This is a genomic window from Streptomyces sp. CB02261 (genome assembly GCF_001905665.1).
Lineage (GTDB): Bacteria > Actinomycetota > Actinomycetes > Streptomycetales > Streptomycetaceae > Streptomyces.
The window spans coordinates 74,178-94,984 of record NZ_LIVX01000008.1; the positions used below are offsets into that span (position 1 = coordinate 74,178).

A 20,807-nucleotide genomic window follows, 5' to 3' on the forward strand; every position below is an offset into this window, starting at 1 on the left:
CGACGGGCGGCTACTCGACGATCGCCATCTCGTGCGGCGTGTTGTTGAAGCGGAGCCCGCCGCCGTCCTCGGTCGCCGTGACGATGTCCTCGATGCGGACGCCGAAGCGGCCCGGGAGGTAGACGCCCGGTTCGACGGAGAAGCACATGCCGGGGACGATGGGGAGTTCCTCACCCTCGATCATGTACGGCGGCTCGTGGGTGGTGACGCCGATGCCGTGGCCGGTGCGGTGGATGAAGTACGCGCCGTAGCCGGCGTCCGTGATGACCTTGCGGGCCGCCCGGTCGACGTCCTGGCAGGCCACCCCGGGCCGTACCGCCTCGAAACCGGCCTGCTGGGCCTCCCGGACGAGGTCGTGGACCCGGCGCTCCTCGTCGGTGGGCTCGCCGACGTGGACGGTACGGGTGGTGTCGGAGCCGTAGCCGTTCTTGAGGCCGCCGAAGTCGAGGACGACCATGTCGCCGCGCTCGATGACCCGGTCGCCGGCCTCGTGGTGCGGGTCGGCGCCGTTGGGGCCGGAGCCGACGACGGTGAAGTCGACCTGGGAGTGCCCGAAGCGCAGGAGCAGCGCGGCGAGGTCGGCGGCGACGTCGGTCTCCCTGCGGCCCTCGAAGCGGACCTTCAGGATCTCGCCGTACGCCTGGTCGGCGGCGGCTCCCGCGGCCGCGATCCGGGCCAGTTCGTGGGCGTCCTTGACGCCGCGGAGCATCGGCAGGGCCTCGGTGAGGGAGACGTACGAGGTGCCGGGCAGGGCCTGCTGGAGGCCGAGGAGGTGCATGGCCCAGGCGTTGTCGCTGACGCCGAACCGCCCGTCGGCGTCGAGCAGGGGCGCGGTCACGGCGTACGGGTCGTCGCCGTCGGTCCAGTCGCGCAGGGTGAGTACGGACGCGCCGACGGCCTTCTCCGCGTCGGGTGCCTCCAGGGTGGGCACGACGAGGACCGGCTCCTGGCCGGCGGCGAGGACGAGGACGGTGAGCCGCTCGGTGATCGCGGTGGGCCGGTAGCCGGTGAGGTGGACGAGGTCGGGGCCGGGGGTGACGACGACGCCCGCGAGTCCGGCGTCGGCGGCGGACTCGGCGGCGCGGGTCATCCGGGCCCGGTAGTCGGCCGCGGTGAACGGCACGACCTCTTCGACGGCGTCGGTGCTCGGCATGGGGGCTCCTTCTCGGCGGCGTCGTGCCGCGGGCTGTCGTCCCGCGAGGTCTCCCGGACGCGTCCTCGCCGTACAGCATCCTGCCCGGGGGCAGGGGCCGCCGCGACCGCTCAGCGGCGGTCGGGGCCCTGGGCGATGAGCCGCTCCAGGAGCTCCTGGAAGTCGTCGCCGACGACGATCCGCAGGTCCCCCCGTTCCTCGTCGTGCTCGCTGAGCTGGGTGAGCGTGCCGCCGCGCCACCAGAAGACGTACGGGCTGATGGCGCCGGGCACGTCCTCGTAACCCGAGGCGGCGAAGGAGGCCATCGCGCCGAGGGCCGGGATGATCGAGGTGTCACGGATGGGGTGGAAGGCGAGCTGGTGCCGGAAGGGCATCGCGACGAGGGCGCCGTGCTCGCCCAGCGGCAGGCCGGTGACGCGCTGGACGACCCCGTCCAGGTCGAGGACGCGGCTCGCGGTGTAGAAGGAGTCGCCGAGGATGATCTCGAAGCACATCCCGTCGGCGTCGCGGACGGTCTCGTGCTCCTCGACGGGCAGCCCGCGCAGGTTGCGCAGGGCGCGGTCGCGGAGCTTGGCGTGGTCCCCGAGCCGTTCCAGCGCCTCGTCGGTGAGCATCATGACGCTCTCCGGCAGGTCGAGCGCGAGGATCTCGTAGAGGCCGGGGGCGACGGTCCTGGCGTACCCGAAGGCGGCCGCGTCGATGCCGTCGCCGCTGACGACCCGGGGGTAGAGCTGGGAGCGGATCTGCTCGGGCGGCAGGGTGTCGAGCGCGGAGGGGCCGTCCATGGCGCGGACGACCAGGCCGATGTGCCGGTCGATCATGCCGGGCCAGACGCGGGGGCCGCGCCGGTCCTGGTGGCAGACGGCGGCGAGGTTGCCGAGGCCGAAGCGGCGTCCCTTGTCGTCGATGACGTGGTCGGCGTAGACGGTGACCTCCAGGCCGAGTTCGGCGAAGGTCTCACGGACCCGGCCGCGGAAGAGCGCGGCCTCGCGCTGGGAGAAGTACGCGAACTCGGGATCCCTCGGTGCGTCGTCGCCGTCCCGCCTGGGTCCCCGTCGCAGCCACCCCACGCCCGCCCGCCTTCCGTCGCCGTTGCGCCCCAGCGTAGCGACTGCCGGTGTCAGCTCCCCAGCCGTCGGGTGAACTCGGGCAGCGGACCAGGCGGTTCGTCGGGCGCTCCGGCCAGCAGGAGGAGCTCGGTGCGGTGGACGAGGCGGGGCTCGGTCAGGGGTACCGCGGTGGCGCCGGGGGTGCCGACCGCCACCGGCAGGGGCAGCAGCGCGAGGCCGTGGCCGGCGGCGGCCAGGGCGGTGAGGGTGCGGGTGTCGGTGCCCTCGTACCGCAGGGCGGTGCGGAAGCCGCGCCCCGCGGGTCCGCCGTGGACGGCCCTGAGCTGTTCGAGGGGGATGCCGGCGGCGGGGGCGTCGAGCCAGCGGGCGTCGGCGAGGTCGTCGAGACGGAGGCCGGCGCGTCCGGCGAGCGGGTGCGTCGCGGGCAGGAGGACGGCGAGGGGTTCCTCGGCGACGCCGGACGCGGCGAGCGGGGCGATGTCGGGGAGCCGCAGCGGGTCGCTGGGGGCGGCGACGCCGTCGACGAGTCCGGCGTCGGCGTCACCGGTGGCGACGGCGACGGGCACCCGTTCCCGGGGCAGGCCGCGCAGGGTGACGCCGGTGGCGGGGAGGGCGGCGAGGGTACGGGGGTGCAGGGCGAGCGGGGAGGCGGCGACGGTCAGGGTCGCGCGGGGCGCCGCCGCGAACCGGTCGAGGTCGGCGCGGGCCGCGTCGAGGCGGAGCAGCAGGGCCCCGGCGTGCTCGGTGAGCCGCTCGCCCGCCGGGGTCGGGGCGACGGGCCGGCGGGTGAGCAGCGGCAGGCCGAGGTCGGCCTCCAGGGCTGCGACGTGCTGGGAGACGGCGGACTGGGTGTAGCCCAGTTCGCGCGCGGCCGCGGAGAAGGAGGCGAGCCGGACGACGGTGACGTACGTGCGGAGGAGGTGCGGGTCCATCCCGGTGCCCGCTCAGGACCCGTCGGGGGCGGTGAGCAGGGCGCGGGCGTAGTGGGCGAGGGAGCGGTTGTAGCGGGGCAGCAGGGGGGCGAGGGCGCCGAGGGCGAGGGACGCGGCTTCACGGTCGCGCCCGGTGTCGGCGAGGGCGAGGGCGAGGAAGGCGTCGACGGCTCCGGCGAGCGCGGTCTCGTCGGCGTCGAGCCGGTCGGCGGGGATGTCCCGCTCGGCGGTGAGGAGTTCGACACTCCGGTCGGGGCGGCCGAGGTTGCGCAGGCTGCTGGCGAGCTGGATGACGGCCCGGCGGCGGCGGAGCCCGGTGAGGCCCTGGTCGAGGGCCCGCTGGTAGAGACGGACGGCTTCCTCCGGCTCCCCGGTGGAGTCGTGGGCGGCGCCCTGTTCGAAGAGGGCGGCGGCGTCGTCCGCGGGCCGCTCGGCGGCGAGTTCGGCGACGCGGGCACGGAAGTCGGCGGGCTCGTACGCGTCGGGGTCCTCCCAGAGGGCGGCGACGCGGCGCTCCCACTCCTGATCGTTCGTCATGAGGCCAGCCTATCCACGCCGTCATTAGTGTTCGTGATGGAAGGTGCAGGAATCATCGTTGGACGTGAACCGGGGCCGCCGCCCAGCATGATGACCATGCACAGAGACGCCCTTCCGATCGTGACCACGCGCGCCGGGGCGCCCTCCGGGGTGGCCGGGCGCACGGACGCTCCGGCCGCGCGTACCGCCGCACAGCCCGGGGTGACCGCGCGCACCGACGCGCTCCCCGTGGTGGCGACGCGTACCGACGCACCGCCCACGGCGGCCACGCGTACCGACGCGCTCCCCCGCACCCTTCGTACCCCGCGTATCGCCCTGGTCGGCGACCGCTCGCCCCACATCCGCTCCCACGTGAGGATCCCGGTCCTCCTGGACGCGCTCGCCGAGCGGGAGGGACTCGTCCTCGACGCGTACTGGATCCGCACCGGGGACACGGAGGCGCCGGGCGCGGTGCGGGGCTTCGACGCGGTGTGGATGCTGCCGGGCAGCCCGTACGCGAGCGAGGCGGGGGCGCTCGCCGCGATCCGTACGGCCCGTGAGGACGGCGTGCCGTTCCTCGGCACCTGCGGCGGCTTCCAGCACGCGCTCCTGGAGTACGCGCGGAGCGTCTGCGGGCTCACCGCGGCGGCGCACGCGGAGACCGACCCGGCGGCCGACCCGGACGATCTCCTGATCGCCCCGCTCGCCTGCTCGCTCGTCGGCCACGAGGGAGTCGTACGGGTCACCCCGGGGTCCCTCGCCGAGCGTGCCCTCGGCGCGGAGCGGACCACCGAGCGGTACCACTGCGAGTACGGTCCCGACAGCCGTCATCTGGACACCTTGCGGGCCCATGGCCTGCGGTTCACGGGCGCGGACGAGGAGGGCGGGGTCCGGGTCGCGGAACTGCCCTCTCACCCCTTCTTCCTGGCGACCCTCTTCCAGCCCGAACTCGCGGGCGACGGCACCCGTCCGCACCCGCTGGTCCGGGCGCTCGCGGGGGCGGCGGTGCGGCACGTGGCGGCGCGGGAGGCGGCGGCGCTCACGAGGTGAGCCGCGGTCTCGCGGGGCACGGCGGGTGACGGCGTGACGCTGCGGTCGTTCTCCGCCGAGAACGGGAAGCTGGTGGCGGAGCGCAGCAGCGTGACCCCGAGCGCTTCCGCGACCCCAAGGCCGCCGCGGCGACGGCGCAGCTGGTGCCGTACGAGCAGCTCGGGGAGCACGTGGCGAAGGACAGGGCCACGGCCGCCACGGTCCTGGCGGCGGACGGGTACGACTCGCCCGTCTCGCCCTCGGGCGTCGTGGCGACGACCAACGCCGACGGGCTCGGCCTGGCGCGGGCGGACCGCGGCGCCGAAGGGTTCCTGAAGGAGATCGAGTCGGCGGCCCTCCGGAAGGGCAACAACGACAAGCCGGAGCACTGCGACCCCGCCTTCTGGCGGGACGACACCACGCTGGTCTGCCTGCACGACAGCCTCACGCAGGTCACCTTCAGCCCGGACTACCAGCGCGTCACCAAGACCGAGGAGCTGCTCCCCGAGAGCGACCGGGCGACCACGGACCCGACGCTCTCCCCCGACGGCAAGAGCCTCGTGTTCCTGTCCAAGAACGCCGGCGACCAGTGGGTGCTGTACCGGGCGGACTTCGCCTCTCCGGGCGCGCAGCCGGTGAAGATCGCCGCCCTGGACCTGCCCATCGACGGCGCGGACGACCACCGGGTGTCGCTGATCCGCTGGAGCTGAGGGATCTGGGGCGCTGAGGTGCCTGAGGGGTCGCGCTCGTCGGTCAGCTCATCGTCACGACGAGGTGGGCGCGGTCGCGGCCCCGGGCGACCAGGCGGGCGTTCGCCTCGTCCGAGTCGTGGACCCAGCGTTCGGCGTGGGTCGGGTCCTTGCCGAAACGGACGTGCCGCTCGACGAGCCGGGGCACCCGGAGCCGGTCGTCCAGGTCCAGGTACCAGGCCTCGTCGAGAAGCGGCAGGACCGCGGCCCAGGCGCCCTCGTCGTGCAGGAGGTAGTTGCCCTCGGTGACGACGAGCGGCACCTCGGGGCCGACGGCGATCGCCCCGGCGACCGGCTCCTCCAGGGCGCGGTCGAAGGCGGGCGCGTAGACGGTGGTGCCGGGCTCGGGGGCGCGCAGCCGGGCGAGCAGCGCCGCGTACCCGGCGGCGTCGAAGGTGTCGGGCGCGCCCTTCCTGCCGGCCCGGCCGAGGCGTTCCAGTTCGGCCTGGGCCAGATGGAACCCGTCCATGGGAACGAGCACGGCGACCCCGTCCAGTCGGTCGACGAGCCGCGCGGCCAGCGTGGACTTCCCGGCACCGGGCGCCCCGGCGATCCCGAGAACACGCCGCCCCCCTGACGCGACGAGCGCCAGCGCGCGGGCGGCGAGCGGGTCGAGGTCCTGTGGGTCCATGTGGGGGATTGTCGCATCGGGGCCCGACGCAGCCCAGCTCCGCGGGACTCGGGCCAGGGCCGGCCGGCGGGCTACCGACGTCCCGTACGGGCTCACGGGCTCGCGGGGTCCTGGGGGTCCCGGCTCACGGGCTCGCAGGGCCTGGGGGTCCCGGCTCACGGGGTCGCAAGGTCCCGGGCTCACGGGCTCACGGGCTCCGGGGCTCACGGCTCCGGGGCTCCGGGCGCACGGCTCCGGGCTCCGGCTCCGGGGCTCCGGCTCCGGGGCTCCCGCCCACCGGCCACCGGCCACCGGCCACCGGCCACCGGCCACCGGCCACCGGCCACCGGCTCGGGCGTACCCTCTGCCCGACCCCTTCCCAGGGCCTAATGGACCCCTCCCCGAACTCCTCCCGGCCCCCTCTCCGACCCTCGTACGACCCTCGACGTGACGAGGGTCGCATCCGGGTCGTCGCGGGTTGACGCGAGTAGATTCCTGCCGGTTCCGCGTATTACGTTGGGGTAATGCCGTCCATCGCACTCGTGACTCTCGTCGTCCGTGACTACGACGAGGCCATCGCCTTCTTCACCGACGCCCTCGGCTTCGACCTGGTCGAGGACACCGACCGGGGCAACGGCACCCGCTGGGTCGTCGTCCGTCCACGCGGTGCGGCCGGGGTCGGCGGACTGGGCAACACCGGTCTGCTCCTGGCCCGCCCCAAGAACGAGACCGAGGAGGCGGCCGTCGGCAACCAGACGGGCGGCCGGGTCGGTTTCTTCCTCCACACCGAGGACTTCGCCCGCGACCACGCCCGGATGACGGCGGCCGGCGTGAAGTTCATGGAGGAGCCGCGCCACGAGCCCTACGGCTCGGTCGCCGTCTTCGAGGACCTGTACGGCAACCGCTGGGACCTCCTCCAGCCCGCCGCCTAGGGAGTCCGAGGCCGCGCCCTGCGGGCGCGAGTGACCGGCGGCGATACCGCGGGCAGGCAGCGCCGGGGCCCGAGGGGCCCGGCCACCCGCCCGCCGAGAGGTCGCGTCAGACCACGACCAGCCGGTCCACCAGCAGCTCCACCCTCGACTCGGCGTACTCCGGCGGCAGCCGTCCCGCTCGGGTGAGGGTGGCCAGCCCGTGCAGGGCGGCCCAGAACACCTCGGTGAACAGTCCCGGGTGGACGCCGTCCCCGGCGACATCGCCGAGGCTCTCCAGCAGGGCGGCGAAGGCGTCCTTCAACGGCGCGGGGGTGTCCTCGCGCGCGAACGCCAGGCCGCCGTCGAGTTGGAACATGGCGTCGTAGACCGCCGGGTTGCGTGCGGCGAAGGATAGGTACGCGCGGGCCAGGGCGGCGACCCGGTCGCGCGGGCCGTCGACGGCACGGGTCGCGGCTCTCAGCGCCACGGCCATCTCGGCGGCCCCTTCGAGGGCGACGGCGCCGATGATCTCGCGCTTGCCGCGGAAGTGGCTGTAGAGGACGGGCTGGCTGTACTCGATGCGCTCGGCGAGCCGGCGCGTGGTGACCGCGTCCCAGCCCTGCTGCTCGGCGAGTTCGCGGGCGGTCGCCACGATGAGACGTTCGCGGCCCGCCCGCTCGCGCTCCTTGCGTTCCTGTACCGACATGACCTGATCCTAGCACCGCTAGACAATCGAGCGGCAGCAGCGCTAGCTTTGCTTCATCGCCTAGCAATGCTAGAAAACCGGAGGGGTCATCATGCTCACCGCACTCGAGGTCTTCACCACCGTGGTCGTCGGCGTGATGGTGGGGGTGGAGTTCTCCGTCGCCTTCGTCATCAACCCCATCCTCAACGCGCTCCCCGAGGACAGCGGCCAACTGGGCCGCGCCCACGGGGGCCGGATGCTCGGCGCCGTGATGCCGGTCTGGTACATCACGTCGCTCGTCCTCGTCGCGGTGTGGGCCGTCGCCGGACGGCACGACCACGGCACCGGCCTCGTCGTCACCGCGGGCGGGCTGCTGCTCCTCAGCGTGATCATGTCGATCCTGCTGCTCGTCCCGATCAACAACCGGAGCAAGACGTGGACCCCCGAGAACCGGCCCGCCGACTGGAAGCAGCAGCGCGACCGCTGGGACCGCCTCCACTACATCCGCGTCGCCATCATCGTCGCCGCCTTCACCCTGCTGGTCGCCACCCTCACCTGACCCGGCGGACCGAGTACGCCCCTGGCACCCGCGCCCGGCCGGCACGAGGCCGGCCGGGCGCTTGCCGCCTACCGTTAGCCTCTCGTCTCGGGGGTGGGGACATGGAAGAGTCGATCTTGGTCGAGTCCATCAGGTACTCCGCTGTGTGCCAGGGGTGTGGAGCCGAGGCCGAGTGGTGCGGAGTCCAGGCGCTGGTGGGCGAGGAACTGCGGTGGGATGTCGAGACGACGTGTCCGACCTGCGGGTCTTTCTTGGCTGATTGTGGCGGTGAGCTGCCGGACGACATGCGTGGACGGCTGCTCTCCGAGCACGGGCGGGCAACGTTGCATGTGGCACTGCCGACGAGCAGCACCGCCATCATGCGGGTGCTGCGGGCGGAGTTCGGCATCGGTCTGGACGGCGTCCGGGCAGTGCTGGAGCAGGTCCTGACCGGGCAGTACTCAGGAACCCTGCCCGAGATGGAGCTCCTGGCCCGCAAGCTGAGGGCATCAGGTGTCGAGGCGGCCGCCTCACGGCCGGAGCCCGAGTGAGCCTGCCGGGCGGAACGCCTGGGTTCGCCCGGCGTCGCCGAAGGCCCCGCCGGCCTCCCGGCGGACCGCCGTCCGACTCCGCGTCGTCGACGCGATCCGCGACGGAGACGCTTCTCGGGGAGCCGGCGACCGTCGAGTACGGAGGCCCACCAGCCGGAACGTGCGCGTGGGTCAGCCCTCAGTGCGCCTGCGGATAGCCGATCTCGGAGATGTCCTGGGCCAGGTCCGCCAGGGTGACCTCTGCGTTCAACGACGACACGAGTTCCTGGTCCAGCGGCCTCAAGGCATACACGTCACGCACCGCTTCCAGATCCACAGAGACCTCGTAATAGTCCTCGGCGAACCGCTGATACGCCTCGGGTGAGCGGTCGACCAGGAGTGGGAACAGCCCCGTCGCCCCATCAGGGTCGGCATGGTCCGAGGGGAAGTCGATCGCGCCATGACGCCATCGATCATCCGTCACCTCGTGCCACAAGCAGGCCGTCACGACGGGCACGCCGTCCTCGTCGGTGAACGCCGGCTCCTCGACGAAGGGCTTGAAGACCTCGGGAACGTCGTCGATCACTCCCGGCCAGGGCTCGCCGTCGTTGCCGTACGGGCTCATCGGTGCTTCGTGGTCGAAGCCGCGGACACAGGCCCCGGCCGCCGAGAACACGATGGCGTATTCGTCCCCCGATCCGTTACGCATCGACGCCATCTCCGCGCCATCGGCCCAGCCGGCATTGAACGAGTAGTACCGGCTTTCCCAGTCCGGGCTCAGGATCGCGTCGAGCACCGCAAGCGAGCGGCACAGGTCTCGCAGGTCAGCGATGGCGGGAAGCCGACGGGCTACGTCAGAGACAGTCACGGGCTCATCCAACCGGATCCCTCTGACACCAGCCCCGCCCCGCCCGGCGTCGCGGTCCGTGGAACGCTCAGAGTCGGACGGGGGCCACCACCCGGCACTTGCACAGGCGAGCCCGTCCCTACCAAGGCCGCATCTCAGGACCTGAAGGAAGCCCGCGGACATACGCCTTTCCCGGCACACGGGCCGACGTGGCGGCGTACTACCGGACGGTGGCGCTACGACACGGGTGGAGCCCGGACGCCGAGACGCCGCCCGCCGAGCTGTGGTTCGTCAAAGAGACGATGAGCCTGCATATCGCCTTCCTCATTCCCGAACTCCCCACAGAGGATGCCCACGGGAGCCGCCCAGACGTCACCGCCGATGCCGGTTGCTCGATCAGCGTCACCTCGTACGTGGACGGCGCTCTCGCGTCGGAGCGTCGAGACAGCTCTCCGGCTTGACCGTGATGTGAGACTTGCCGCATGGACATGGGGCGTGAGTCGCGGTGGGAGAAGGACGCAATGACGGTCGAGATCGTTTTCGCCTTGGTGACCGCCACCGCGCTGGCCGGCGTGGTCTTCGTCGTCGTTCTTGCTCCCGCACTCGCCCTCGGCGTCTCCGGTCCGGCGCGAGAGGCCGCTTGGATGGGCGGTGCGCTGCTCGGAGCGGTCGCCGGGGTGTGGCGCCTGGTGCGGGTGCTGCGCCGCTTCGACGCGCAGCGCCGTAAGGGCCGCTGACCGCCGGCCGGCCTCTCGGGGGCGCCGCCGCCCTCCGGGTGCGCGGGCCCTGTCGCGGGCCGCCATCCATCCCGTGGACGCGTCGGCTCAGGAGTCGAGCACCGCGGCGACGGCTTCGATCTCTACGAGCTGGCCGTCATAGCCGAGCACGGTGACACCCATCAAGGTGCTGGGCACGTCGTGGTCGCCGAACGCGTCCCGGACGACCTCCCACGCCGTCACCAGGTCCTCCCGCCGGTGAGAGGCGACGAGAACACGGGTGCTGATGACATCGCGCAGTGACGCGCCCGAGTCCGCCAGGGCGGTCCGCATGTTCTCCACGGCCCTGGCCGCCTGCCCCGCGACGTCCCCGATCGCCGCAGTGGAGCCGTCCTCGTTCAGAGGACATGCTCCGGCCAGGAAGATCAGCCGCGACTCGGCCGGGGCTGTGGCCGCGTAGGCGTACTCCGCGACCTCGGACAGGGAGGCAGAGCGAATCAGGGTGACAGCACGCGGCACGGGCTTCCTCTCGCAGCAGGTCCGGGACACTCAGACCCTCTCAGAGGTCGACTCCACCTTCGACACATTTGCCGTCGGTCGGGTGGACGAGCCTTGTCCCGTGGTCTGTTGATGCTGCCTCATGATGCGCGCAGGTGAACTTTTCATGCGCGCTAGTGACATGCACGGGTCTGTTCTGACAATCTTGCGCCAGTTCTCGTGCGTGATTCGCGCATGCACGAGGGCGTCACATCCGTCGTAGATGCCGGTAGTTGGCGACTCGCAGCCCGCGGTCGCCCTCGCGTCGGCGGCCATCGGCCGGGACCCCGGCGTCGAGGCGGTGCCGGGTCGCGTCCGGTTCCTGTCGCCCGTCTGCCGTACTCCCACAGGAGCGCACCCCACCCATGAGAAGGACCCCCCACATGTCGATGATGCGTGACCCGCGTCGCCGCGTCGCCACCGCCGCCGCCATAACCCTCGCCGCCCTCGCCCTCGGCTCCGCGCCCGCCCTCCCCGCCGTCGCCTCTCCCGCCACCCCCGAGGGCGTGATCGAGAACGCCGGAGCGGAAGGCACCGTCGCGGGCAGCTACATCGTCACCCTCCACGAGTCGGCGCGGGCCGAGACCGCCCAGGGCCGCGCCGTGGCGGCCAAGTTCGGCGCGAAGATCAAGAGGACGTACACCTCGGCGCTCAACGGCTACCACGTCGAACTCTCCGAGGCCCGGGCGAAGAAGCTCGCCGCCGACCCCGCCGTGACGTCCGTCGTCCAGAACCGCGTCTTCACCATCGACGCCACGCAGCCCGCCCCGCCGTCCTGGGGCCTGGACCGGATCGACCAGCCGGCCCTTCCGCTGAACCAGAGCTACAGCTACCCGGACTCCGCGGGCCAGGGCGTCACCGCGTACATCCTCGACACCGGTGTACGCATCGCCCACAGCGACTTCGGTGGCCGGGCCTTCAACGGCTACGACGCCGTCGACAACGACAAGACCGCCCAGGACGGCAACGGCCACGGCACCCACGTCGCCGGCACCGTCGCGGGCACGGCGTACGGCGTCGCCAAGAAGGCCAAGATCGTCGGCGTCCGCGTCCTCGACAACTCCGCCTCCGGCACCACCGCGCAGATCGTCGCGGGCGTCGACTGGGTCACCCGGAACGCCGTCAAGCCGGCCGTCGCCAACATGAGCCTCGGCGGAGGCGTCGACCCGGCCCTCGACACGGCCGTGCGCAACTCGATCGCCTCGGGCATCACGTACGCCGTCGCCGCGGGCAACTCGAACTCCGACGCGTCCAACCACTCGCCCGCGCGCGTCCCGGAAGCGATCACCGTCGGCTCCACGACCAATACCGACGCCCGCTCCAGCTTCTCCAACTACGGCAGCGTCCTCGACATCTTCGCCCCCGGCTCCTCCGTCACCTCGGCGTGGAACACCAACAACACCGCCACCAACACGATCTCCGGCACGTCGATGGCGGCCCCGCACGTCACCGGCGCCGCCGCCGCCTACCTCGCCGGCAACCCGACCGCGACCCCGGCGCAGGTCTCCGCCGCCCTGACGACCGCCGCCACCCCGAACGTCGTCACCGACCCCGGCACCGGCTCCCCGAACCGGCTTCTCCGCGTCGGCACCACCACTCCCCCGCCGCCCAGCGCCCCGAAGTTCGAGAACACCGTCGACCACGCCATCACCGACAACGCGACCGTCGAATCCCCGGTCACCGTCACCGGCGTCACCGGCAACGCCCCCGCCGCCCTCCAGGTGCCGGTCAACATCGTCCACACCTACATCGCCGACCTCCAGGTCCAGCTGATCGCCCCCGACGGCACGGCGTACACCCTGAAGGCCTTCGGCACCGGCGGCAGCCTGGACAACGTCAACACCACCTATGTCGTGAACGCCTCCTCCGAGGTCGCCAACGGCACGTGGAAGCTGCGGGTCTCGGACGACTCGTCCGGCGACAACGGCAAGATCGACTCCTGGGCCCTGCAGTTCTGAGCCGGAGAAGCGCGCGGTGAGGGGCGGTCGCCTACGAGCGGTCACCCCTCACCGTGCGGTGACGGACCGCCGGCCGAGCAGCTCCAGCAGCCGGCCCAGCGCGTCCGCGACCGGCCGGCCGGCGTGGAAAACCGCTGTCGCGCGGCGCACCGGGCTCCCTACACTCCCGTCTCGGGCGCACCGGTCGGTGCGCCGCCGAGCCGTCCGACCGAGGGGAGAAGACCGTGCGCAGCCACCGTGCCGTCGCCGTGTCCTCCTCCCGTACCCGGTACGACGTGATCCTCGCCTCCTCCGCCGAGCGGTGGCGGCTGCGCGCCCGCCATCGCCGTCCGTGACGACGTCCTCTCGCTCCTGACGCTCGTCCGGGAATCGCGCTGCCCTGTTCTCCACGCAGCAGCGAAAGGCACGAGACCGTGCGTACCCCTGACATCACCGCCGTCCGCAACCTCGGCATCCTGGCCCACGTCGACGCGGGCAAGACCACCGTCACCGAGCGGTTCCTGTACCTGACCGGCGCCACCCACAAGCGGGGCGAGGTCCACGACGGCACGACCGTCACCGACTTCGACCCGCAGGAGCGGGACCGGGGCATCACGATCTTCGCCGCGGCCGTCAGCTGCGACTGGGCCGGGCACCGGATCAACCTGATCGACACCCCGGGGCACGTCGACTTCTCCGACGAGGTCGAGCGCTCGCTGCGCGTGCTCGACGGAGCCGTCGCCGTATTCGACGCCGTCGCGGGCGTCGAGCCGCAGAGCGAGACGGTGTGGCGGCAGGCCGACCGGCACGGCGTCCCGCGCATCGCGTTCGTCAACAAGCTGGACCGCGCGGGCGCGGAGCTCGACGGCGCCGTCGAGTCGATCCGTACCCGCCTCGGCACCGTCCCGCTGCCCGTCCAGCTCCCGATCGGGCGCGAGGACGGCTTCACCGGCGTCGTGGACCTGGTCCGGATGCGGGCGTACGTGTGGGCCGAGGGCGCCGACACGTACGCCGAGCAGCCGGTACCGGACGGGCTCCGGGACGAGGCCCGGCACCGCAGGCGACGCCTGGAGGAGACGGTGGCGGAGCTGCATCCGGGCGCCCTGGAGGAGTTCTGCGCGGACTCCGCGCTCTCCGAGGGGACGCTGACGGCGGCCCTCCGCGACCTCACCCTCTCCGGCGAGGCCGTGGTCGTCCTCTGCGGCTCCGCGTACCGCAACCGGGGTGTCGAGCCGCTGCTCGACGCCGTCGTCGCGTACCTCCCGGCGCCGTCGGACATGCCGCCGGTCCGCGGGGAGGTCCCGGCGGACCCGGAGGCGCCGTTCACCGCGCTCGCGTTCAAGGTGAGCGCGACCGCCACCGGCCGGATGACGTACGTCCGCGTCTACGCGGGCACGATCGCGAAGGGGGACACCGTGCTGGACGCCGTCACCGGCCGCACCGAGCGGATCGCCCGCATCCTGCGGGTCCAGGCCGACCGGGCGACGGAGGTCGACGTGGCGCGCGCCGGGGACATCGTCGCCGTCGTCGGGCCGAAGACCGCCCGTGCCGGTGCGACGCTGTGCGCGCCGGGCGCACCGGTCGTCCTCGAACCGCCGTCGACCGCCGACCCGGTGGTCTCGGTCGCCGTGGAGGCCCGCCGCAGCACGGACACGGGCCGCCTGGCGACGGCTCTCGCCCGGCTGTCGGAGGAGGACCCGTCGCTGGTCGTGCGCGCGGACCCGGAGACGGGCCAGACGGTCCTGTCGGGGCTGGGTGAACTGCATCTGGAGGTCGCGGTGGAGAAGCTGCGGCGCGACCGGGGGCTTGAGGTCACGGTCGGCCGTCCGCAGGTGGCGTACCGGGAGACGGTGGCGAGGGGCGTCACCGGCCTGCTGTACCGCCATGTGAAGCAGGACGGCGGCGCGGGCCAGTTCGCGCACGTCGTCATCGACGTGGAGCCGCTGGAGTCCGACTCCACCGAGGAGTTCGCGTTCCGCTCGACGGTCACGGGCGGGCGTGTCCCGCAGGAGTACGTCCGCGCGGTCGAGGCCGGCTGCCGGGACGCCCTCGTGGAGGGCCCCCTCGGCGGGCACCCGGTGACGGGCGTCCGGGTCACGCTCACGGACGGCGCCACGCATGCGAAGGACTCGTCGGAGATGGCGTTCCGTACGGCGGGCCGCTTCGCGCTCCGCGAGGCGCTCCGCGCGAGCGCCGTGACGCTCCTGGAGCCGGTGGCCGACGTCACGGTCACCGTCCCGGCGGAGTCCGTGGGGACGGTCCTCGGCGACCTCGCGGCCCGCCGGGGCCGGGTCACGGACCAGACGACCCGCTCCGGTACGGCGGTGGTGGAGGCGACGGTGCCGCTGGCCGAGCTCTTCGGCTACGCGTCCCGCCTCCGCGGGCGCACCCAGGGCCGGGGCACGTTCACGACCCGCCCGGCGGGCTACGCCCCGGCGCCGGACCGCGCGCCCGGCGTGAGGTGACCCGGTCCCCGCCGGCCGGACAGGCTCCAGGGCCTGTCCGGCCGGCGCGGTCGCGCCGCTCAGGTCGGGGACTCGAAAGAGCGCCTCAGTGCTCGACCGCCTGTCGTCGGCGATCCGGACCGAGGTCGAGCTCGGCCCGTACGGTCTTCCCGACCGGTACGCGGTCGAGCACCTCCCACCGTGACGCCAGCGCCTCGACGATGAGCAGGCCGCGCCCGCCCTCGCTGTCCAGGGCACGGACCGGGCCACCCGCCCCGGCGGACGGCCTGCGCTCGCCCCGCGTGTCGGAGACGTCGACCCGGAGCCGCACCCCCGGCGTGTACGAGAGCCTCAGCTCGCAGTCCCGACCCGGTACCCGGCCGTGCGTCACGGCGTTGGCGGCGAGTTCGGCGACGAGCAGCCCGACGGTGTCGGAGGTGACGGAGCCGTACGGGAAGTCCCAGCGGTGCAGTTGGTGGAGAGCGAGCCGACGGGCGAGGCGTGCGCCTCGCGGGGTGGAGCTGAAGCGCTGGACGAACACACGTACGGTGACGGGCACTTCGCGGGTCACGGGGGAGGTCATGGGGCCAATGTGGCGCCGCGCAGAGCCGGTTACCAGGTCAGAAACCCGTACGCTGCGACAGCGTACGGGTTCACACTCTGGACGGTACCGGTCACTACCCGTGAGCATGGTCGCGTTCAGTGCGAGTGCGAGTGCACGGGTGCGGGAGGTGGCCGGAGTGACGGACGAGGTTCCGGGCGAAGTGACGGACACGGCTCCATACGGAGGCGAGCCGGAGACGTCGGACAGCCTGAAGGCCTTCGGGGAGGTGGTCAAGGCCTTCCGTAGACGAGCCGGCCTCACACAGGAGCAGTTCGCCCCGATGGTCGGGTACTCGGTGCCGACGATCGCCTCGATCGAGCAGGGCCGGCGTTTACCGTCCGCCGACTTCGTGGAGCGTGCGGAGCGGGTACTCGACGCGTTCGCGGTGATCCGGGCGGCGGCGAAGCACCTGGCACGCAAGCCGGGGCTGGCGAGCTGGTTCCGCCAGTGGGCGAAGCTGGAGGCGGAGGCGGTGACGCTGTACACGTACGAGAACCGGTTGGTGCCGGGGCTGCTCCAGACGCCGGCGTATGCGAAGACGCTGTTCGACGAGCAGATTCCGGCGCTGGGGGACGACGAGATCGAGTCCCTCCTCACCACGCGCGTCGCGCGGACGAAGCTCCTCACGGAACGCCCCCACACGATCTACAGCTTCATCGTCGAGGAGCATGTACTGCGCCGCCAGACGGGCGGCCCGGAGGTCATGCGGGACCAGATCGATCACATCCTGGATCTCTGCTCCCGGCGCAACATCGACATTCAGGTCATGCCGCAGTCGCGCGGTCACCACGCGGGCCTCAACGGCCCACTGTGCCTCCTCGAAACCCAGGAGAACAGGTGGTACGCCTACTGCGAGGGCCAGGAGACGGGACAGCTCATCCCCGACGCCAAAGTAGTCAGCATCCTGCAGAAGCGATATGCCAGGATGCGGGCACAGGCTCTTTCCGCAGAGGAGTCCGTGAGCCTGTTGCGGGAGATGCGAGGAGCAACATGAGCACCACAGACCTGGCTTGGTTCAAGAGCAGCTACAGCAGCGGCGGCGACGGCGACTGCGTGGAAGTCGCCCTCTCCTGGCACAAGTCCAGCTACAGCAGTGGAAGCGGCGATAACTGCGTCGAGGTCGCCACCTGCCCCTCCACCGTCCACGTCCGCGACTCCAAGAACCCGGACGGGCCCCAGTTCGCCGTGGCGCCCGACGCCTGGACGGGGTTCCTCGCCCAGCTGGCCTGATTCGCGCGTCTGGCAGGATGCGTGTACCTGCCCTCCATCTCACCGGACGGGTGGGTACACGCACGACGCGAGGAGCGACACCCATGAGCACCACCCCCGGCGGCTACCTCTCCGGCCTCTTCTCCCTCGACGGGCGCACCGCCCTCGTCACGGGCGGCAGCTCCGGGATCGGGCGTGCCATCGCCGGGGCCCTGGCGCGCGCCGGGGCGAGCGTCGTGATCGTCGCGCGCAAGGAGGCCGAACTCGTCGCGACCGTCGACGAGCTGACGGCCGACGGCTGTCGGGCCGCCTGGGTGAGCGGCGACCTGAGCACCCGTACGGGGATCACGGAGGTGGCCGAGCAGGCCGCCGCCGTCTTCGGGGAGCCCGACATCCTCGTCAACTCGGCGGGCGTCAACCTCCGTCCGCCGCTCGGCGAGCTGAGCGACGAGGTCTGGGACACGACCATGACCGTGAACCTGGAGGCGCCGTTCCTCCTGGGCCGGCGTTTCGGCCCCGGGATGGCGGAGCGGGGCTTCGGGCGGATCATCCACATCACCTCGCAGCAGGCGCACCGGGCCTTCGTGCAGAGCGGGGCGTACGGGGTGTCCAAGGGCGCTCTGGAGTCCCTGGCCCGTTCGCAGGCCGAGGCCTGGTCGCCGTACGGCGTCACCTGCAACACCCTGGTCCCCGGCTTCGTGATGACCCCGCTCAACCAGCGCCTGTCGTCCGACCCGGAGAAGGTCGCGGCCCTCGCGGCCCGCACGATGGTCGGCCGGAACGGGCTCGCGGAGGACTTCGCGGGCGCGGCCGTCTTCCTGGCGAGTGCCTCGTCCGCGTACGTGACGGGCCAGTCCCTCTTCGTGGACGGCGGCTTCTCCGTCCACTGACCCCCCGTCTCCTTTCCTGCGCCCAGCGAGATCCGGCCATCACGTACCGCGGCGGGCCGACGGCTTTCGGTCATAGTTCGTGGAACCCCTGGCGGTCCACGCGGTGAGCACTTGAATGGCCTCACGTGTGTACGGGGTGCGTACGGGAACAATCGGGGGAGTTCATGGATCCGTTGACGGCCATCGCGGCAGCGGGCGTAGCGCTCGTGGTCAAGGGTGCTTTGGAAGCCACGGGGCAGGAGGCCGGGCGGAGCGGCTGGACCGGTGGGGCGCGGCTGATCGCCCGGATCCGGGAGCGTTTCCGCGGGGACGGCGACGCCCAGGCCGCTCTGGAGCGCGTGACCGACACGCCGGACGACGAAACCGGCCAGCAGGACCTGGAGCGGATGCTCACGGCGCACATGCTGCGTGACCGTGACTTCGAGAGCGACATCCGGCGGATCGTCGACGAGGCCGTGGTGGCCGGGCGCGGTGGGCCGCAGGTCAGCGCCGCACTGATCAAGAACGCTCAGGTCTTCAACGAGAAGGTCGAGATCAAGGGCGACTGGAACGTCTCGTAACGACGTCCGTCCGTCCCTGCTCAGAGAAGGCGGCCGTGCTCGCGCCGTCCTTCGCCGACCCATCCCCGGAAGACCTGTGCCATGAGCGAGGAACCCACCGCCGAGTCGTCGTCCGGCGGTACGAGTGACCGCTCCGATCCCGCCCCCGTGACGCCCGCCCCTTCCGACGCCCCGAAAGGCGCGTCGGAGGGTGAGGCGCGCTCGGGGCAGGCGGAGCAGGACGGCCCCGTCAGCGAGTCCGACGCCCTGCGTTCCCTCACGGAGGGCTCGGCGTCCGACGATGCCGAGCGTTCCGAGGCGCTGAAGGCCGGTGCCATCGCGGACCTGATCACGCAGCGCCTCAACGCCGACGCCTCCGGCACGCGGATCGGGACGCTGGCTCTCTTCAACGACACGGTCAGCTTCGGCGGCGGCTTCCACTCCGGAGGCGAGCGGCACGGCCGCCCCGCCCACCCGGGCGGCGGGTCCGTGCTGCCGCTCGGCGGCGCGGAACTGGTCGATCACACCGAGCTGTTCGTCCCGCCCGAGGGGTACGACTCCGCCCTCGGCGTCCTGTGCGAGCGACGGCTCCTCGTCCTGACCGGGCCGTCCGGCAGCGGTCGCGAGGCCGCCGCCGTCAACCTGCTCGCCGAGGCGCTCGTCCTGGGCGGCGCCGACGGCGGCGGCACCTGCCACCGACTCCTCGACCCGGCGTCGGTGCTCGTGCCCGACTGGGAACCTCCGGTCAGGGACAGCGGATACCTGGTCGCCGTGGAGGACGGGGTGGCCGGCGCGCGGGACTTCGACGCGCTTCCGCGCAGGCTTCCGGCGGTCGTGGCCGCTCTGCGCGCCCACGGCTGCCACCTGGTCCTCACCGGCGGCCAGGACCTGGCGGTGGCCGTGCGCGGCGACGGCGCCGAGTCGGTGGCCGTGCACGCCCTCGCGCCCGTCGACCCGGTGGCCGTCCTCGAACGGCGGGTGCTCGGCCACGGCGGCGCGCCCGAGGCCCGTACCGAGCTGCGGGCGATGCTCGAGAGCGGCGGGGTCGTGGCCGCGCTGCGGGAGATGCCCGCGGCCCGGCACGCCGCGCGTCTCGCCGCCGACATCTCCGCGGGCCGGGACGTGGCCGCCGCGGCGGCCGCGCTGCGGGACCCGAGCGACCAGGTGCGGACGTGGTTCGACCGGCACCGGAACCCGGAGGCGGTGGCCTTCGCGCTGGCCGCCGCCGTCCTGGAGGACAGCGGCTACCTCACCGTGTCCGAGGCCGCCGTCAAGCTTCGGGCCGCGCTCGCGCTGCCCGAAGCCTCGCCGCCCGACGTCCGGTTCAGGGACCGGCTCGGCGACGAGCAGCAGTGGATCCGCCTCGACTCCGACGGGTTCGGGCCGCCCCGGGTGCGCTTCCGGAACGCGATGCTCGGCCAGGTCGTCCTGATCTACGCCTGGACCGGACTCGACGGCTGGCGCGAGCCCCTGCTCACCTGGCTGCGCCGGCTCCTCGACCACAGCGACCTGGAGGTCCGCGCCCGCGCGGCCGTCGCCGCCGGGATCCTCGCCTGGGCCGACCACCACTACGCGGTGCACCGCTTCCTCACCACCTGGGCCGCCTCGGACTCCTGGCAGCTCCGCCAGGCCGCCGCGACGGCGCTCGGTGTGGCCGGGAGCCGGGACGACTCGGCGGAGGCCGTGTGGGAACTGCTGCACGGCTGGGCACGCGGCGGCAGCTCGGTCCGGCAGCGCCGTCTCGCCGGGACCGCCGCCAACACGGCGGGCGGGCTCCTCGGCCGGGAGGCGCCCGAGCGGGCGGTGGCCGTGCTGCACGACGCCCTCGACCGGGACGGCGACTGGGGCACACTGCCGTCGGTGGCCTGGGGCGGCGTCCACCTCGTCCACCAGGGCCGGGCCAGAGAACTCCTCGACGCCTATCTGGACTGGTCCGAGCCGCAGGACCTCTCCCCCATGGTCGTCAAGGCGCTCTCCGCGTTCCTCTTCGCGGCGGGACGCCCGTACGAACCGACGGGCGACGGACCGGTGGACGGCGTGCCCGGGGTGCCGCTGCTGCTGAGCGGCCTTCCCGACCACGAGGACGCGATCGCGGAGCTGTGGGCGCGCGCGCTGGCCCGCCGCCCGATGCAGGACACGGCGCTCCTCGCCCTGCGCGACTGGATCGACGTCTACGCCGCCCGCGGCGGTCGGCGCACCCTCGAAGCCCTCAACCGCCTGCTGTGGGACATCTCGCGCAAGCGGGGCTCCCACCGCGAGCGACTGCTGTGGTGGCTGGACACCTGGGCGCGGGACCGCGAGGCACCCTCCCCCAACGCCGCGCTTCTCCACGCGGCCCTGGCCCGTACGACCTGAGCGACA

Annotated in this window: 23 protein-coding genes; 14 read left to right on the forward strand and 9 right to left on the reverse strand. The window is 72.8% G+C overall.

Annotated features, from left to right (window positions below):
• Positions 1–10: 10 nt before the first annotated feature.
• The 4 genes from AMK29_RS25585 to AMK29_RS25600 form a co-directional block, all read right to left on the reverse strand.
• Positions 11–1,153, reverse strand: a complete 1,143-nt coding sequence (locus AMK29_RS25585) for an aminopeptidase P family protein (RefSeq protein ID WP_073817390.1) — start codon at positions 1,151–1,153, stop codon at positions 11–13.
• A 110-nt stretch (positions 1,154–1,263) separates the two neighbouring features.
• A complete protein-coding gene (locus AMK29_RS25590) occupies positions 1,264–2,223 on the reverse strand; it encodes a hypothetical protein (protein WP_073817392.1) in 960 nt (319 codons plus the stop codon).
• A gap of 50 nt (positions 2,224–2,273) precedes the next feature.
• Positions 2,274–3,155 carry a LysR family transcriptional regulator gene (locus AMK29_RS25595; protein ID WP_073817395.1) on the reverse strand — a complete coding sequence of 294 codons (882 nt, stop codon included), beginning with the start codon at positions 3,153–3,155 and terminating at the stop codon, positions 2,274–2,276.
• A 12-nt stretch (positions 3,156–3,167) separates the two neighbouring features.
• Positions 3,168–3,692: a tetratricopeptide repeat protein gene (locus tag AMK29_RS25600; RefSeq protein WP_073817397.1), complete on the reverse strand. Its 525-nt coding sequence runs from the start codon at positions 3,690–3,692 to the stop codon at positions 3,168–3,170.
• A gap of 309 nt (positions 3,693–4,001) precedes the next feature.
• Here AMK29_RS25600 and AMK29_RS25605 point away from each other — a divergent pair, with 309 nt between their 5' ends.
• Entirely contained in the window at positions 4,002–4,721 is a 720-nt protein-coding gene (locus tag AMK29_RS25605; RefSeq protein WP_073817866.1) for a CTP synthase C-terminal region-related (seleno)protein, read from the forward strand.
• Between the two features lie 143 nt (positions 4,722–4,864).
• A complete protein-coding gene (locus AMK29_RS25610) occupies positions 4,865–5,410 on the forward strand; it encodes a PD40 domain-containing protein (RefSeq protein WP_073817399.1) in 546 nt (181 codons plus the stop codon).
• Between the two features lie 43 nt (positions 5,411–5,453).
• On the opposite strand, the gene AMK29_RS25615 is transcribed toward AMK29_RS25610, so the two are convergent.
• Positions 5,454–6,080: a nucleoside/nucleotide kinase family protein gene (locus AMK29_RS25615; RefSeq protein ID WP_073817401.1), complete on the reverse strand. Its 627-nt coding sequence runs from the start codon at positions 6,078–6,080 to the stop codon at positions 5,454–5,456.
• Between the two features lie 503 nt (positions 6,081–6,583).
• Here AMK29_RS25615 and AMK29_RS25620 point away from each other — a divergent pair.
• Complete coding sequence (locus AMK29_RS25620; RefSeq protein ID WP_073817403.1) at positions 6,584–6,991, forward strand: VOC family protein; 408 nt, start codon at positions 6,584–6,586, stop codon at positions 6,989–6,991.
• A gap of 106 nt (positions 6,992–7,097) precedes the next feature.
• Here the strand turns inward: AMK29_RS25620 and AMK29_RS25625 are convergent, their stop codons facing one another.
• Positions 7,098–7,676 carry a TetR/AcrR family transcriptional regulator gene (locus AMK29_RS25625; RefSeq protein WP_073817406.1) on the reverse strand — a complete coding sequence of 193 codons (579 nt, stop codon included), beginning with the start codon at positions 7,674–7,676 and terminating at the stop codon, positions 7,098–7,100.
• A gap of 91 nt (positions 7,677–7,767) precedes the next feature.
• Between AMK29_RS25625 and AMK29_RS25630 the strand changes: the two genes are divergently transcribed.
• Both AMK29_RS25630 and AMK29_RS37400 read left to right on the forward strand, forming a co-directional pair.
• On the forward strand, positions 7,768–8,214 hold the full coding sequence (locus AMK29_RS25630) for a DUF1772 domain-containing protein (protein ID WP_073817409.1): 447 nt from the start codon (positions 7,768–7,770) through the stop codon (positions 8,212–8,214).
• 284 nt (positions 8,215–8,498) lie between these two features.
• Complete coding sequence (locus AMK29_RS37400) at positions 8,499–8,744, forward strand: hypothetical protein (RefSeq protein ID WP_241845708.1); 246 nt, start codon at positions 8,499–8,501, stop codon at positions 8,742–8,744.
• Positions 8,745–8,922: 178 nt separating this feature from the next.
• Here AMK29_RS37400 and AMK29_RS25640 read toward each other — a convergent pair whose 3' ends face one another.
• Positions 8,923–9,591: a hypothetical protein gene (locus AMK29_RS25640; protein ID WP_073817868.1), complete on the reverse strand. Its 669-nt coding sequence runs from the start codon at positions 9,589–9,591 to the stop codon at positions 8,923–8,925.
• A 188-nt stretch (positions 9,592–9,779) separates the two neighbouring features.
• On the opposite strand from AMK29_RS25640, the gene AMK29_RS25645 reads away from it, so the two are divergent.
• Positions 9,780–10,031: a hypothetical protein gene (locus AMK29_RS25645; RefSeq protein ID WP_073817415.1), complete on the forward strand. Its 252-nt coding sequence runs from the start codon at positions 9,780–9,782 to the stop codon at positions 10,029–10,031.
• A gap of 21 nt (positions 10,032–10,052) precedes the next feature.
• On the forward strand, positions 10,053–10,307 hold the full coding sequence (locus AMK29_RS25650; RefSeq protein WP_079197140.1) for a DUF6332 family protein: 255 nt from the start codon (positions 10,053–10,055) through the stop codon (positions 10,305–10,307).
• Positions 10,308–10,394: 87 nt separating this feature from the next.
• Here AMK29_RS25650 and AMK29_RS25655 read toward each other — a convergent pair whose 3' ends face one another.
• A complete protein-coding gene (locus AMK29_RS25655) occupies positions 10,395–10,805 on the reverse strand; it encodes a RidA family protein (protein WP_073817417.1) in 411 nt (136 codons plus the stop codon).
• A 401-nt stretch (positions 10,806–11,206) separates the two neighbouring features.
• On the opposite strand from AMK29_RS25655, the gene AMK29_RS25660 reads away from it, so the two are divergent.
• Together AMK29_RS25660 and fusA are read left to right on the forward strand one after the other, a co-directional pair.
• Entirely contained in the window at positions 11,207–12,781 is a 1,575-nt protein-coding gene (locus AMK29_RS25660) for a S8 family peptidase (protein WP_073817419.1), read from the forward strand.
• 413 nt (positions 12,782–13,194) lie between these two features.
• Positions 13,195–15,225 (forward strand): elongation factor G, encoded by a 2,031-nt coding sequence (fusA, locus tag AMK29_RS25665; protein ID WP_073817422.1) that lies wholly within the window; start codon positions 13,195–13,197, stop codon positions 15,223–15,225.
• A gap of 85 nt (positions 15,226–15,310) precedes the next feature.
• Here the strand turns inward: fusA and AMK29_RS25670 are convergent, their stop codons facing one another.
• The gene (locus AMK29_RS25670; protein WP_073817425.1) at positions 15,311–15,787 is read right to left on the reverse strand and encodes an ATP-binding protein; all 477 of its coding nucleotides are present in this window, start codon (positions 15,785–15,787) and stop codon (positions 15,311–15,313) included.
• A 157-nt stretch (positions 15,788–15,944) separates the two neighbouring features.
• Here AMK29_RS25670 and AMK29_RS25675 point away from each other — a divergent pair, with 157 nt between their 5' ends.
• The 5 genes from AMK29_RS25675 to AMK29_RS25695 all read left to right on the forward strand — a co-directional run bounded on the left by AMK29_RS25675 (position 15,945) and on the right by AMK29_RS25695 (position 20,801).
• Positions 15,945–16,802, forward strand: a complete 858-nt coding sequence (locus tag AMK29_RS25675; protein WP_241845709.1) for a helix-turn-helix domain-containing protein — start codon at positions 15,945–15,947, stop codon at positions 16,800–16,802.
• Positions 16,799–17,038, forward strand: coding sequence for a DUF397 domain-containing protein (locus AMK29_RS25680; RefSeq protein WP_073817427.1), 240 nt, complete (start codon positions 16,799–16,801; stop codon positions 17,036–17,038). Before AMK29_RS25675 ends, AMK29_RS25680 begins: the two co-directional genes overlap by 4 nt.
• An 83-nt stretch (positions 17,039–17,121) precedes the next feature.
• Positions 17,122–17,907, forward strand: coding sequence for an SDR family NAD(P)-dependent oxidoreductase (locus AMK29_RS25685; protein WP_073817429.1), 786 nt, complete (start codon positions 17,122–17,124; stop codon positions 17,905–17,907).
• 164 nt (positions 17,908–18,071) lie between these two features.
• Positions 18,072–18,467, forward strand: a complete 396-nt coding sequence (locus AMK29_RS25690) for a hypothetical protein (protein ID WP_073817432.1) — start codon at positions 18,072–18,074, stop codon at positions 18,465–18,467.
• Positions 18,468–18,548: 81 nt separating this feature from the next.
• Positions 18,549–20,801 (forward strand): hypothetical protein, encoded by a 2,253-nt coding sequence (locus AMK29_RS25695; RefSeq protein WP_073817435.1) that lies wholly within the window; start codon positions 18,549–18,551, stop codon positions 20,799–20,801.
• Positions 20,802–20,807: the final 6 nt, after the last annotated feature.